The sequence below is a fragment of the Nannocystis pusilla genome, assembly GCF_026626665.1.
GTDB classification, from domain to species: domain Bacteria; phylum Myxococcota_A; class Polyangia; order Nannocystales; family Nannocystaceae; genus Nannocystis; species Nannocystis pusilla.
On record NZ_JAPNKE010000002.1, the window covers coordinates 11,305,332 to 11,318,988 of the forward strand.

Annotated in this window: 11 protein-coding genes; 4 read left to right on the plus strand and 7 right to left on the minus strand. The window is 72.2% G+C overall.

The window, feature by feature from the left end; translation table 11 throughout:
- Positions 1 to 2 precede the first annotated feature (2 nt).
- From OV079_RS50025 to OV079_RS50055, 7 genes are all read right to left on the minus strand, one after another.
- Entirely contained in the window at positions 3 to 1,706 is a 1,704-nt protein-coding gene (locus OV079_RS50025; protein WP_267777566.1) for a hypothetical protein, read from the minus strand.
- 496 nt (positions 1,707 to 2,202) lie between these two features.
- Complete coding sequence (locus OV079_RS50030) at positions 2,203 to 2,841, minus strand: SixA phosphatase family protein (protein WP_267777569.1); 639 nt, start codon at positions 2,839 to 2,841, stop codon at positions 2,203 to 2,205.
- A 72-nt stretch (positions 2,842 to 2,913) separates the two neighbouring features.
- Positions 2,914 to 3,792, minus strand: a complete 879-nt coding sequence (locus tag OV079_RS50035) for an efflux RND transporter periplasmic adaptor subunit (RefSeq protein ID WP_267777571.1) — start codon at positions 3,790 to 3,792, stop codon at positions 2,914 to 2,916.
- 128 nt (positions 3,793 to 3,920) lie between these two features.
- A complete protein-coding gene (locus OV079_RS50040; RefSeq protein ID WP_267777573.1) occupies positions 3,921 to 6,131 on the minus strand; it encodes a peptidase domain-containing ABC transporter in 2,211 nt (736 codons plus the stop codon).
- A 15-nt stretch (positions 6,132 to 6,146) separates the two neighbouring features.
- On the minus strand, positions 6,147 to 6,608 hold the full coding sequence (locus tag OV079_RS50045) for an HlyD family secretion protein (protein WP_267777576.1): 462 nt from the start codon (positions 6,606 to 6,608) through the stop codon (positions 6,147 to 6,149).
- Between the two features lie 507 nt (positions 6,609 to 7,115).
- Entirely contained in the window at positions 7,116 to 8,063 is a 948-nt protein-coding gene (locus OV079_RS50050; RefSeq protein ID WP_267777579.1) for an ATP-grasp domain-containing protein, read from the minus strand.
- A gap of 97 nt (positions 8,064 to 8,160) precedes the next feature.
- A complete protein-coding gene (locus tag OV079_RS50055) occupies positions 8,161 to 8,382 on the minus strand; it encodes a hypothetical protein (RefSeq protein ID WP_267777581.1) in 222 nt (73 codons plus the stop codon).
- A 738-nt stretch (positions 8,383 to 9,120) separates the two neighbouring features.
- On the opposite strand from OV079_RS50055, the gene OV079_RS50060 reads away from it, so the two are divergent.
- From OV079_RS50060 to OV079_RS50075, 4 genes are all read left to right on the plus strand, one after another.
- Positions 9,121 to 9,915 carry an OmpA family protein gene (locus OV079_RS50060; protein ID WP_267777583.1) on the plus strand — a complete coding sequence of 265 codons (795 nt, stop codon included), beginning with the start codon at positions 9,121 to 9,123 and terminating at the stop codon, positions 9,913 to 9,915.
- Between the two features lie 468 nt (positions 9,916 to 10,383).
- Entirely contained in the window at positions 10,384 to 11,211 is an 828-nt protein-coding gene (locus tag OV079_RS50065) for a hypothetical protein (protein ID WP_267777584.1), read from the plus strand.
- A gap of 506 nt (positions 11,212 to 11,717) precedes the next feature.
- Positions 11,718 to 12,494, plus strand: coding sequence for a hypothetical protein (locus OV079_RS50070; protein WP_267777585.1), 777 nt, complete (start codon positions 11,718 to 11,720; stop codon positions 12,492 to 12,494).
- A 436-nt stretch (positions 12,495 to 12,930) separates the two neighbouring features.
- The gene (locus OV079_RS50075) at positions 12,931 to 13,572 is read left to right on the plus strand and encodes a hypothetical protein (RefSeq protein ID WP_267777587.1); all 642 of its coding nucleotides are present in this window, start codon (positions 12,931 to 12,933) and stop codon (positions 13,570 to 13,572) included.
- Positions 13,573 to 13,657 lie beyond the last annotated feature (85 nt).

Consider the following 13,657-nt stretch of genomic DNA (forward strand, 5'->3'; position numbering starts at 1 on the left):
CTTCAGGCCATGTCCTTGGTGACAGGGTCGACGACGTTGAGCAGCGCCGGCATGGCGATGGTCGCGGTCTGGCCGGGGTTGCTGACGAGGGCGTCGCGCAGGCCGGGGGCGGCGTCGGCGTCGACGTTGACGAGCAGCGACAGGGCCCAGCTGTCCGAGGGGTAGGTGTTGCCGGGGATGGCGTAGTTGACCCGCTGCATGGCACCGCCCGAGACGTGGACGCCGGGGCCGAACGAGACGTTCGGGAGCTGCGGCGGGTCGAGCAGGCCGGTGAGGACCAGCGTCAGGGGTCGTCGCACGGCCCCGGGCTCGATGTGCGGCGCGATCATGGTGCTGTTGCTGGCGAGGTTCATCGGCTGGCCGACCGGGTTGGCCACCGAGGTCGCGAGCATGGCGTCGAACACGGGCGTGTTGAACAGCTGCAGCGCCTGGGCCTGCGAGACGGCAGGGCTGCCGGCGCACGCCTGCGCGGCCGGGCCGGGCTGCTGCGGCAGGGCCATGGCGGCGATCTGCATGTTGAAGGTCTGGGCGATCTGGGCCGCCCACTGGACCGGGACGCCGTCGACCTGGAGGTCGCTGATCGTGAAGCCGAGCTCGGCCGGGACCTCGAACACGGCGTGGAGGATGAAGTTGCCGGGGAGCGAGTTGCCGGCCGGGTCGGTCAGCGACTGCTGGCCGCGCTTGACGGTCCAGAAGGTGCGGGGATCGACGCCGCGCGGGCCGGTGATCCGGCCGAAATTCGGGGTCTGGATGTAGAGGCCGGGCGGATTGGCCAGAGTCGCCTTGGCCGACGGGATGGCAGGAGTGGGCGGGGTGACGACGAGGTTGACGCTCTGGCCGATGTGCGGATCGGAGTTGCGGCCGATCTGGCCGAACTGGGCGCAGCAGATCAGGGTGTTGGGGTTGGCGTTGCCGCTGGTGCGCGGGGTGGTGGCGGCCCCGCCGAGGCCGATCTCGGTCTGCAGGGTGTTCGGCGTGCTGGTCAGGTGCATCGCGCCGCCCGCCGAGGCGGTCGAGGCGGTGCCGCGGTTCCACCGGTTGAGCGGGTCGTAGGCGGGCCGGCCGGTCGAGGCGTCGATCACCGGGTTGCCGGCGCTGTCGCGCAGGTACAGGTCCTCGAGGGCGATCTGCGGCTTGTCGAGGGTGCTGCGGTACAGCTCGACGACCCGCTGCGGGCTCACCATCCACAGCGTGTTCCAGTACTCCGGGTTCTCGCAGGTGAAGTCGATGCGGACGATCTGGCCCTGCGCGTTGCGGGTGATGCTCCACTCGCAATACTCGTCCTGCCAGCCGCGCGGGCCGTAGGGGCCGTAGGGGATCTTGGCGGTGTCCGAGGCGTCGCACGGGTCGGCGGGGATCTGGCCGAAGGTGTTACCGGCGGTGTCGTAGCCGGTGTCGGCCAGCGACCACATGTTGGCGTTGGAGATGTTGGGGAAGTAGTACTTGATCCGCCCCGGCACCGGCGACCAGGTGATCTGGGCGTATTGCCCCTCGCTGATGTCGGTGGTGGTCGGGTCGAAGTACCAGGTCTGATCGCTGGAATTGGTGGCCGTCCACGGGTTACCCGTGATGCCCTGGCGCGTGAACCCGCTGAGGTTGGTGTTCCACAGCTGGTTCATCCGATTCTGTAGCGTGCCGTCGGGGAAATCGACCTGGCAGGCGGGGGTCTGAAAGGTGGTCCATTGGGTGGACTTCGCGGTGATCATGGCGGCTCCTGGGTTCGCGGTCGGGTGGTGGCAATGCAGATAGTCGCCTCGACGCGCCACTCCGCCGATCGAGGCACGAGCCCGCCCTGCGCGCACGGCGGGGCCGTGGCGCTCGCGGCGGTGGAAACTCGCGACCGCACCATACGCCGAAAGCATTTCGTCACGCTTCAAAAAGATGCGGCGGCCGTATGCGCCGAGCCGACGCCGGGAAATGCGTAGAGTGCGAAATCGCCAAAGATGACTGTGTAAACAACCCGGGCGCCGCGACAATGGCGAGTGAGACGTTCATCCCGGACGGCGGTCAGGTCGCCGATTCCGCGCGGTCCTGAACGTTACCGACGTTGCTGGATCTGCGCGTGCTCGCTTAACGTCATTCGCGCCGCGCCGCGCCGGTCGACGCGGCGCCGACGGGGCGCGCGGCGACCCGCGCGCTCACAGGAGATCTCGGCGCGGCGCGCTGCGGGAGGCCCGGACGGAGGATTCCCCGGCGGGGGAATCACGGGGCGGAGGGCTCGCCCTGGTACCGCAATTCGAGGGTTTGGGTGCGGCCGGTCGCGGGCGCGGCGGGCAGGGTGACGACGAACAGGCGATCGTAGGCGTCGTCGGGGAGCGAGGGCTGGCCGCCGGCGTCGACGGTGCCCTGCACCTGGCCGCCGAGAGCGTCGATGAGCCCGGGCACCGTGTTCGAGTGGCCGGCGACGACGGCGATCGCTCCGGCCGGGAGGGCGCGCAGGGCCGCGACGAGCTCCTGCGGGGCGGCCGCGGGCAGGACCGTGATCTGCAGGCCGGCGGCGTCGGCGAGCGGGCGCAGGGTCGCCTGGGTGCGCCGGTACTCGCTGGCGAACAGGTGAGTGACGCCGGCGTGGCCGAGCAGCTCGGCCAGGGCCTTCGCGCGCGCCTCGCCGGCCGGGCTCAGGCTGGGGTCGCGCGGGTCGTCGGCGGCCTTTTCGCCGTGGCGCACGAAGATGGCGGTGGTCAGGGCGACGGGGACCGCGGGCGCCTCGGCCAAGGCGGGGGCCGTGGACGGAGCGGCGGGCTTGCAGGCGGTCCACGCCAGCGAGAGCAGACCGGCCAGGCCCAGGGCGGCGAACCGGCGACGGAACGGAGGGGTGAGGCGGGAGCGGGCGCGAGGCATGGTCGTCGACTCGGATGCGCGCGGCGGGCGGGAGGTTTCGCGCGCGGTCGTGGGCATGTCCGGAAGGACATGTCACTCGCCGCCGAAGCGGACCTGGGCGACGGTGCCGACGCGGAGGGCGGCCGCCTGGTCGCCGTGCAGGCGGGCCTCGGCGAAGATAAGCCGGGTGCCGACCTCGATCTCCGGGGCGATCGTGATCACCTCGCCGGCGAGCTCGGGGCCGTCGACGAAGCGGACGGTGACGGGGGCGCCGAGGCGCAGGGCCTGGCTGCGGGCCTCGGGGACGGCGAAGCGGAGCACGCGGGCGTCGGAGATCAGGCGCACCACCGGCTCGCCCGCGGTCAAGGTGGCGCCGGCGTCGACGTGGCGGCTGGCGATGACGCCGGCGAACGGGGCCCGCAGCTCGGCCTCGGCGATCCGCGCGGTGGCCTCCTCCATCTTGCTGCGCTGCTGCCACATCGAGGCCCCGGCCCCGCGCTTGCGCGCGGCCGCCAGCTTCTCGGCGTAGCGCTGCTCGCGGAGCTCGGCGCGCGAGACGTAGTCCTCGAGCTGCTCGACGTCGGCGCGCACCATCCGGGCCCGCTCGAGCTCGAGCTCGAGCCGCTCGAGCTCGGCGCTCGAGGCCTTCCACGCGGCGGTCGCCATCGCCAGCTCGCTGCGATCGCCGCGCACGTCCATCTCGGCGACGACGTCGCCCTGATCCACGTGATCGCCGACCTCGAGGTCGAGCCGCGCCAGGCGCGAGAAGCCCGACGAGACGAGGACGACCTCGGCCTCGGGCACCAGGACGCCGACCATCGGCGCAGGCGCGGGCGCAGGGGCGGGGGCGGGCACGGCGGCGTGTTCGGCCGGGGTGGGGTCGGCCGGGGCGGAGGCAGGCGGGCCGCAGGCGGCGAGGAGAAGGGCCATCAAGCACGTCGCCAGGCGCGCGCGAGGTGGTGAGGCGGACATGTCCGAAGGGATAGGCTTGGCGGCGAACCTTGTTTGGCTACACGTCTTCGAATACATGCCCGGAAAGACATGTCTTTGAAGACATGCCTTGGAAAACATGTCCGAAAGAACATTGTGCCGGAGTCGCCTCACGCCGCCCCCTTCTCGTACAGCCGGCGGTACTGCAGGCAGCGGCCCAGCAGCTCGTCGTGGCGGCCGGCGTCGACCAGGCGGGCCTGGTCCATCACCAGGATGACGTCGGCGGCGATCACGGTGCTGAGGCGGTGGGCGATGACGATCCGCGTGCACCGCAGGGCCGCGAGCGAGCGCTGGATGGCGGCCTCGCTGATCGTGTCGAGGTTGCTGGTGGCCTCGTCGAGCAGGAGGATCGCGGGCTTGCCGGCGAGGGCGCGGGCGAGCGCGAGCCGCTGGCGCTGACCGCCCGACAGCGAGGCGCCGCCGTCGGCGAGGATCGTCTCGTAGCCCATCGGCAGGGCGGCGATCGCGTCGTGGATCGACGCGGCGCGGGCGGCCTCGATCACCTCCTCGAGCGTCATGTCGGGCCGGCCGAGGGCGATGTTGTCGCGGATCGACACGCCGAACAATTCGCCGCGCTGGGTGACGACGCCGAGCTGCTCGCGCACGCTGCGGAGGTCGAGGCCGGCGAGGTCGAGGCCGTCGTAGAGGACGCGGCCCTGCTGCGGGCGGTAGAGCCCGACGAGCAGCTTGGCGAGGGTCGACTTGCCGGCCCCGGAGGCGCCGACGACGGCGACGAACTGACCGGGCTCGATGTCGACCGAGACGTCGACGACGGCCGGGGGGACGCTGTCGGAGTAGCGGAAGGAGATCGACTCGGTCTTGATCTGCCCCGAGAGCTTCGGCGCCCGCTTGACCTTCGTGGGGTCCTGCTCGGGCTCGGACTGCATGACGTCCTCGATGCGCTCGAGGTAGCTGCCGAGCAGCTGGAACTTGAGGGTGACGGCGACCAGCGCCGACAGCGGGCCGAGGAAGCCGGCGCCGAGCGCCGACAGGCCGAGCATCGCGCCGAGGCTGAGCTCGTCCGAGAGCACGAGGGTGGCGCCCGTGCCGAGGATCACCAGCGGCGCGGCCATGCCGAAGCTGCTGAGCAGCGCGCCGACCAGCGCGTCGAGCCGGCCGCGCCGCAGCGAGACGTTGAGCGCGTCGACGAACAGGTTGGACCAGCGGTCGACGGCGCGGAACTCGGCGCCCATGCTCTTCAGGGTCTCGATGCCGCCCAGCAGCTCGACCTCGTAGCTCGAGGTCTTGGCCTGCGCGGCCAGGCTCTCGCTCATCAGCTCGCGCTGGATCCGCCGCGTGGCCCAGTAGAGCGAGAGCTGCACGGCGCCGAGCAGGACGACGACGCCGCCCATCAGCGGGCTGGCCCAGAAGATGAGCACGAGGTAGAGGCTGACGAGGGTGCCGTCGAGCACGGCCGAGAGCGCGCCGGAGGTGAGGATCTCGCGGACCACGGCGTTGCTGCCGAGGCGCAGCATGAGGTCGCCGGTCGAGCGCCGCTGGAAGAAGGCGTAGGGCAGGTCGACGAGGTGGTCGAGGAAGCCGATCGTCATGTCGGCGTCGAGCAAGGTGCGCAGCTGGACGAGCAGGTTGGCCCGCACCCACGAGCTGATGAAGGTGAAGACGACCATCATCGCCAGGCCGGCGACGAGGACCTGCAAGAGGTCGAAGTCGCCGCGCGGGATGATGCGGTCGACGAGCAAGGTGGTCATCAGCGGCAGCGCCAGCGCGAGCAGCTGGACGAGCACCGACATCAACAGGGAGCGGGTCCACAGGGCCGGGTGCGCGAGGATCTTGCCGAGGTAGCGGCGCACGAGCGGCCGCTGCCGCCGCTCGGGCGCGAAGGCCTCGCCGGGCTCGAGCAGGAGGGCGACGCCGGTGAAGGCCTGGTCGAACTCGGCAGGGGTGATCCGCCGCCGGCCGTGGGCGGGATCGAGGATGTGGATCCCGCGCCGGTCGAGGCGATCGAAGACGACGAAGTGGTTGAACTCCCAGTGCAGGACGGCGCCCCGCGGGACGAGGCCGAGGTCTTCGAGGTCCTCGACCTGCACGCCGCGGCCGCGCAGGCCGTAGCTGCGGGCGGTGCGGAGGATGCCCAGCGCGCTGACGCCGTTGTGGTCGGCGCCCATGGCGGTGGCCAGCTCGTCGAGGCCGACCTCGCGGCCGTAGTAGCGCAGGACCATCGCCAGGCAGGCGGCGCCGCAGTCGGCGGCGGTCATCTGCTGGACGTGCTCGAGCTGGCCGCGCGGGCCGGGCGCGCCGAGCCGGCTCAGCGCCGGAAAGCGGCGAGACAGCGCGCGGTCGGGCTCGGGCGAGGTGCTCATGGCGGGCGCCGAAGGTCAAAGGTGCTGCAGGGCCGGGACCAGAGTCTCCAGCAGCGTCGCCGAGCGCACCTTGGCCTCGAGCGTGCCCTGCATGCCGTCGTACACGCGGTACTCGGTGCCGTCGGCGACGAAGGTGTCGGAGGGCAAGACGGTGACCACGACCACCACGGGGCCGTTGAGAGCGAGCGCGCCCTCGCGGTCGCGCCCGAGGTAGCGCATGGCCTCGGCCGGACCGACGACCTCGTCGGCGACCGAGCGCACGACGACGTCCTGGCGGCTGTCGGGGAAGCCCTCGAGCGCGAGCGAGACGCGAGTGTCGGCGGCGCCGAGCAGCGGCCGGTAGTGGCCGGGGAACAGGCCGACGACCACGGTCTGCGCGGCGTCCTGCTCGACCGCGACGACGGCGTCGCCGGGCGCCAGCGCCTGGCCCGGACGCACGCGCACGTCGGACACCACGCCGGGCTCGGGCGCGACCACCGAGCGCTCGGCCGCGCGCGCGCGCGAGCTGCAACTGGCCGTCGAGCGCGGCCAGCCGCTCGCGGCGGGAGTCGTCGGCCGGGGCGCGCAGCAGCTCGACCAGCCGCTGCTCGTACTCTCGCTCGACCCGCGCGAGCTCGGCCTGCTGCGAGGCGTCGTCGAGGCGCACCAGCACCTCGCCGGCCTCGACGCGCTGGCCGAGGCGCACCGGGATGGTCTGCACGGTGCCCGAGGCCGAGGTGGTGACGACCAATCGACCCTCGCGCCGCACCACCGCGCGGCCCTCGGCGTACTCGCCGACGCGCACGGTGGCGGCGAACACGAGGCCCGCGCCGACCAGCAAGATCGTCACGGTGACGGCCCAGCGCGTCCACGTGGGGACGATGTGCAGCGGGTGCCCGGGCCGCGAGGCGCGGCGGTGGGCCTCGAGCGCCGCGCCGCGGAAGATGACGCGGCGGGCGGCCTGCTCGGCCGCCTCGGTGTTGCTGGGCTCGCTCACGGTGTCCTTCACGCGCCGCGCTGGGCCCGATGCGCGACGAGAGCGTCGCACAGCGGGCCGCGGATGTCGACGCCGGCGCGCGCCTCGAAGCCGAGGAACATCGCCGAGGGGTTCAGCTCGAGGATCTTGTAGCGGCCGTGGCGGTCGGCCTTGATGTCCATGCCGGTGTAGCGCAGGCCGATGATCTCGGCCGCGCGCACGCACTCGCGCGCGACCGCGTCGTCGAGCGCGATGGGGTCGATGCGCTGCTCGTGCTGGCGGAAGTCGATCGCATCGGTGACGATCCGCAGGGCGCACACGACTCGGCCGTCGATCACGTAGACGCGCACGTCGTCGCCGGGCAGCAGCTCCTGGAAGCACACCGGCGCGGCGCGCAGCTTGTCGAGGCGCTCGTCCGTGAGGTCCTTCGCCTCGACCTTGCGGGTGGCCGCGCCGCCGGCGACCGGCTTGTAGACGACGGCGCCGTGGACGTCGCAGAACCGCCGCACTGCCGCCGGATCGTTGCTCCACAGGGTGGCCGGCACCGGCAGGCCGGCGGCCTGCAGCAGCGCGAGCTGGTACGGCTTGGTGATGTTGTGGCCGTTCGACGAGGGGTTGTAGAACGCGGCGCCCTGGGCCTCCCAGCGCAGCAAGATCGCCGACAGCAGGGTCGAGCGCTCGCGGAACGCCAGGGTCGTGCGCCGCCAGTCCTCCTTCATCGCCTCGTCGGCGTCGACGCCGTAGGCGGCCGGGCTCTGGTAGAGGCTGCGCACGTACACGGCCGCGGGACGGCCGATCCGCCGGCCCTCGATCACGATGTCCCCGGGCGCCTCGCCCAGGGCGATCGGCAGGTCCTCCGGGAAGCGCTGGGCGTCGAGCACCACCGGCTCGCAGCCGCGGGCGCGCACGCCCTCGAAGACGGCGGCGGCGTGCGGGTCGGCGAGCGCGCCGACGATGACGATCGGTGAATCGGACATGGGAAAATCGCCAGAAGGTAAGAGGTTGCAGGTGCAAGGAAGCGGCGAGCGAGGGACGCCGGGGGCAGCGGAGGCCGCCCCCGGCGTCGGCGAGGGGTTACTCCTCGCCCAGCGCCTTCGTGGTCGGGCCGTCCTCCTCGCCGAGGGCGAGGGTGGTCATCGGCGGGTCCTCCTCGCCGATGGCGAGCGTGGTCGGCTCCGGCCCCTCCTCGCCGATGGCGAGGGTGGTGTAGATCGGGCCCTTGCCGCCGGTGACCTGGCCGAGGTCCTCGATGAACAGGTCCTTCAGCTGCTTCTTGCTCTTCTTGTCGTTCTTCATGACGTTCTCTCTTCTATTGCGGGTAATGACCAAAGGAATGGTGGACGGACGCGCATTCGTCCGCGCGTACGAATGCGCTCACTCGAAGGCGCCATTCGCGCCCGCGAAGCGGTACTGAGAATGCACGATCGGCCTCGTCCAGGCACCATTATTTTTTCACCGCCGCGTCCGCTCATAGTCACGCCGATCTCGGACCGATATTCGTGATCCGTCGACGAGGACGGTGCAACACCGCCCCCAACGCTGTTCCGTGTGCGGCCCTAGGCCCCCACATGTGTACACTTCGCGCGCATTCTCGGGATTGCGATGTGTGTATCTCCGCCCTCCCGCGGGGGGACCGCGCATTGCGCGACGAACGCGACCGGTGAATTCCCCGATCACCGGAGGTCACCCGATCGCTGAATCATGGTCGTGATCGAGGTCACCGCAATCGATCGGCGGCGACGTGTCCGACCGGCCGGGTCGGCGGACATAGCCACGAGAGCGCCGCTCCGTGCAGCGAAGCGGCGTCCGAGCCGGACGGCGGGCGGACATCGCGGGGCCCGCCCGACCGGCGCTCGCGGGCGCCCTGCCGTGAATGCGTTTCGCGCAGTATGACCATAGTGTCAGATTGGCGATCGCCCGCGGTTCCCGCCAGCGGGCTCGACCGTGCGGGCCAGCGACCCCGACCGCGGCCCGCCGGCACCGTTCGACGATCGCGGGCTTCTGCGGCGGACGGGAGTCCGCTACGCTTTCGCCATGCCGAACAAGCAACTCCGTGCAGTCGTCGCGATCGCGGCATTCATGGCAGGTTCCGCCTGCGGCGCGCAGCAACCGGCCGGCTCGGCCCCGGGGCCCGCGGCCGACCGCGGACCGGACCCGCGGGTGCAGGGGCTCGAGGAGGAGCTCGGAACGACCAAGCGCGAGCTCGAGGCGCTGAAGTTCGAGAGCGAGCAGCTGCGCAAGTCGGAGACCGAGCTCAAGGTCAAGGCCGACGAGGCCGAGGCGCTGCAGAAGAAGCTGACCGAGGTGGTCGGCAAGTTCGGCGACGTGACCACCGAAGACGGGATGGTCCGCGTCGAGCTGATCGACAAGATCCTGTTCCCCGTGGGCGAGGCCGACCTGACCGACAACGGCCGCGAGGTGCTGGCGCAGGTCGGCGCGGCCCTGAAGGACATCGAGGACAAGCAAGTGTGGGTTCAGGGGCACACCGACGACTCGCCGATCGTGATCCGCAAGCCGAAGAAAGGCGAGGAGGCGAAGGCCAAGAAGGGCGACAAGAACGCCAAGGACGCGAAGGTCGATCCCAAGGCCGCGAAAGGCGAGGCGCCGCCCGAGCCCAACGACGCGGTGCTGCCGTTCGTCACCAACTGGGAGCTGTCGGCCGCGCGCGCGCTGACCGTCGTCCACTACCTGCAGGACGAGGCGAAGATCGATCCGTCGCGCCTGGCCGCGGTGGCCTTCGGTCAGTACCGCCCGAGCAGCAAGTCGAAGGCGAAGAACCGCCGCATCGAGATCGTGCTGTACCCGCGGGCCAAGCTGGCGCCGAAGTGAGATGACGGTGCGAGAGCGTCCGCGTGACCGCGCCGGGCGCTCTGCTTCGTCGCGATCGAGCGCGGACGTGGATGTACTCGGCACCTCTCGGTGCCGTCGACGGTCGTGTCCGCGACGAGCGTCCGCGTGGCGGTGACCTCGAGCCCGGCGCCGGCGAGCGCCTGCGATAGACTGCGAGGGATGACCGAGGCGACGCGTGCGGCGAAGAGCAGGCGCGGTGAGGCGACGGGGCGGACGCGCGGCGTGACGGGGGCGGCGGCGAAGCGAGGCGGTGAGGGCGTGACCGCGAGCGAGGCGAAGCGCACCGCGAAGGCCAAGCGTGGTGAAGCAGGCGCGGCGACGCGAGTGACGGGGGCGGCGGCGAAGCGAGGCGGTGAGGTCGGGCCCGCGAGCGAGGCGAAGCGCACCGCGAAGGCCAAGCGTGGAGAGTCAGGCGCGGCGACGCGAGGCGGGAAAGCTGCGAGCAAGGTGACGGGTGCGGCGGCGAAGCGAGGCGGCGAGGTCGGGCCCGCGAGCAAGGCGAAGCGTGATGGCGAGGCGAAGCGCACCGCGAAGGCCAAGCCGGGTGAATCAGTCGCGGCGAAGCGAGGCGGCAAGGCGACGCGTGCCGCGAGCGGGCGGGTCGAGTCAGTCGCGGGCAAGCGACGCGACAAGGCTGCGAGCGAGGCCACGCGCGTCGCGGCGAAGCATCCGTTCCCGTTCTTCGGCGCCGGTCTGGCCAGCTACTTCGAGTGGGGCAGCCTTTACGTGTGGTTCGAGGAGCCGCCGCCGCGGGCGGCCCGGGCGGGGCTCGTGCGGGCGATCCCCGAGCCGTTCCGCCGCGCGGCGGAGTGGGGCAGCTCCGTGCTGTACGCCGGCAGCGGCGATCAATTCATCAATCTGCACATCTGCATGGCCTATGCGGCGCTCGGCGATCCGCGCTCGATCGATCCCGACGACGACGACGGGTCGTTCGGCTTCGGCGTCGGCCGGCCGTTCCCCAACCTTCGTCAGAGCCGCGCCTTCGAGGCCGACCTGCGCGCGTGGCTGCTGGACCTGCATCGTCGGCACCCGATCGCCTTCGTCGCGCGCCGCGAGGACGGTGAAGCCGGGGGCACGCAGCTCGACGCCTGGCATCGCTGGAGCCTCGGTCGCTTCGCGGATGTCGTGCTGCCGCGCTGGCAGGCGCACCACCGCAAGCCGCCGCACCGCCTGGCCGACTGGGCGCTGCGGGTGGCGCTGGACCTGGCCCTCGACTCGCCGATCGCCGACCAGGTGCCGGCCGCGGCGAAGGCCTGGTGCGATCGCGCGGGTTAGCCGCGGCGAGCGACCGGTCGCGGCACACGGCCGAGATCGGGCCGCGTGATTCGCGGTGGCGTCGGGGCAGCTCTTGGCCGACTGGCGGAGGCGGGGGCGGCCCCGGGGTGATTCGCGGGGTGTCGGGGCGTCCCTGCTCGGCGAATCACCAGGGCCCGCGCTGTTCCGCCGGAAGCCGGCGGCCTTGGCCGAAGGGGCCGCCGCGGGGCGGCTCCTGGCCGTGGGAGGCGGGCGACTGGCGATCCCGGCGACCCGGTCGGCCGGTCGACGGAGGACCATCGCCGACCGGTCATCGATGTCGGTGTCGGGCCGCGCGAGCCGCGGCGGAGCGGTCCGATCGCCGGGCCGCGTCACGCCTCGCGGACGGCGTTCGCCGGGCCGGGAGCGACTCTGCGCATCGGCTGGGGGCGGGGCCCGGCGATCCCGGGGCGAAGCCCGCGAGTCGCGCGAGCGGGATGTCGCCGGCCGGCGTCGCCGACGAGCGTCAGGCGTGGCATGCTGGGAGCATGAAGGGCCGGTGCCTCGGGCTCGCGGCGCTGGCGGCGACGGTCCTGTCGCTGCCGGGCTGCCCCATGCCCCTGGAGAGCCCCGAGACCTCGCCTCCGCCGCCTGCCAGCGCCTACGACGTGCTGGCCGACCGCTGCGATCGGGGCGACGGGCCGGCGTGCGTCGAGATGGCGGCGCAGTACCGCGAGCTCGGCGAGCTGCCGCTGGCGGCCGCGTACGCCCGCCGGGCCTGCGACCTGGCCAGCCCGTTCGGCTGCGCCGCGCTGGCCCGGGCGTTCGAGCGCGGCGAGGGGCTGCAGCGCGACCCGGCCGCGGCGACGTCGCTGTACGTGTCCGCCTGTCTCGGAGGACATGCCCCTTCGTGCATCTCGGCGGCGGCGGGCCTCGGCGAGCCGGACGCGGGCGAGTTCATGCGCCGGGGCTGCGGCGCCGAGCCGGTGCTGTGCCCGGCCCGCCGCGAGCCGGCGTTCATCGGCGTCGACCCGCTCGACCAGGCCAACGTGGTGCTCGCCATGGCCGAGCGCCGGCTCGAGCTCGGCGACTGCTATCGCCGCTCGCTCGCGCGCCAGCTGACGCTGCACGGCCGCGTGGCCCTCGAGATCGCCATCGCCGGCGACGGTCGCGCTCGCGCGGTGGCCATCCTCGAGAACATCCGCGAGGCGCCCGAGGTCGGCGCCTGCGTGGCCGACATCGCCGCCTCCACGCTGTATCCGCCGACCACCTCCGGCGAGATCGCCGTGATCCCGTGGCGGGTGCTGTTCGAGCCGGGACGGTGAGCCGAACGGGCGATCGGCAGGGCATGCCCGATCGGGCATGTCCGAAGATGCATGTCCGAAGGTGCAGGCACTGTTCCGCCGCGGTTCGTCGACGCCGGGCGTTTCCAGGTCCGACCGGGACGTTCGCGGAGCGGGCTTGACGCCGTTCTCCTCGGATTGACGGCACCCCGCCGCTCGTGGCCGTGGAGGCGCTCGATTCGCGAGCGCCGAACGGGGTCTCTTGAATATGTCTTTTCAGACATGTATTGCGATTCTCGAAGAATCGCCGAAAATACGCAGTTCGGTGATTCGTCCGGACCACCGGCGGCCGTTCACGCGCCGCGATCGTGCGTCCCGCCACCACGTCGCGCGCCTGCGCCCGCGCGAATGTCGAGCCGCGTCACACTGCAGGTCGTCCGTGCTGGCGCGGCCGGCGATCGGCGATACGTTCGCTGTGATGATTCGCCTGCGCTTGACCTGCTCTGCAGCGCTGCTGGTCACAGGTCCGACGCTGGTCGGCTGCGTGGCCGAGAAGAACCTCGACGTCGCCGGTGCGAGCGAGGGCGGGAGCGAGACGGACACCACCACGAGCCCGGCGTGGCCGGGGACCGGCGGGGCCAGCCTCGCGGCCGGCGGAAGCGGGTCGACCACCACCACGGGGGAGCCCGAAGAGCCGCCGACCGGTGGGTCCACGGGCGCGGCCGAGACCTCGACCGGCGAGTCCGCGAGCAGCACGAGCACCACGACGGACGACACGAGCGGCAGCTCGGGCGAGGACGTGCCCGCGCCGCTGAGCTTTGCCACCGACATCCAGCCGATCTTCGCCGACTATTGCACCTGCCACGGCGACGGCCAGCCCGAGCCGGATCTCGGGGTCGGTCGGGCCTACGACAACATCGTCGGCGTGCCCTCGAACGACGTGAAGGGGATGCTCCTGGTCGCGCCCGGCGCGTACGAGGACAGCTACTTGTGGCACAAGATCGCCGGCAGCCACAGCCAGGTCGGCGGCGCGGGCAAGCGCATGCCGCCGAACGACGAGCTGCAGCCGGGAGACATGGCGGCGATCCAGCAGTGGATCGTCGAGGGCGCGCTGCCGTGAGTCGGCCTCGCGGGTCTTGGATCACGAGGTGGGGCGGATCGGCGGATCGTCGAGGGCGCGCGGCCCGGTGAGCAGCGCTTCGGCG

Excerpts from the sequence above, each read along its gene's own strand:
- OV079_RS50025 (WP_267777566.1), bottom strand. The coding sequence starts at position 1,706 with ATGATCACCGCGAAGTCCACCCAATGGACCACCTTTCAGACCCCCGCC.
- OV079_RS50030 (WP_267777569.1), bottom strand. The coding sequence starts at position 2,841 with ATGCCTCGCGCCCGCTCCCGCCTCACCCCTCCGTTCCGTCGCCGGTTC.
- OV079_RS50035 (WP_267777571.1), bottom strand. The coding sequence starts at position 3,792 with ATGTCCGCCTCACCACCTCGCGCGCGCCTGGCGACGTGCTTGATGGCC.
- OV079_RS50040 (WP_267777573.1), bottom strand. The coding sequence starts at position 6,131 with ATGAGCACCTCGCCCGAGCCCGACCGCGCGCTGTCTCGCCGCTTTCCG.
- OV079_RS50050 (WP_267777579.1), bottom strand. The coding sequence starts at position 8,063 with ATGTCCGATTCACCGATCGTCATCGTCGGCGCGCTCGCCGACCCGCAC.
- OV079_RS50055 (WP_267777581.1), bottom strand. The coding sequence starts at position 8,382 with ATGAAGAACGACAAGAAGAGCAAGAAGCAGCTGAAGGACCTGTTCATC.
- OV079_RS50060 (WP_267777583.1), top strand. The coding sequence starts at position 9,121 with ATGCCGAACAAGCAACTCCGTGCAGTCGTCGCGATCGCGGCATTCATG.
- OV079_RS50070 (WP_267777585.1), top strand. The coding sequence starts at position 11,718 with ATGAAGGGCCGGTGCCTCGGGCTCGCGGCGCTGGCGGCGACGGTCCTG.
- OV079_RS50075 (WP_267777587.1), top strand. The coding sequence starts at position 12,931 with ATGATTCGCCTGCGCTTGACCTGCTCTGCAGCGCTGCTGGTCACAGGT.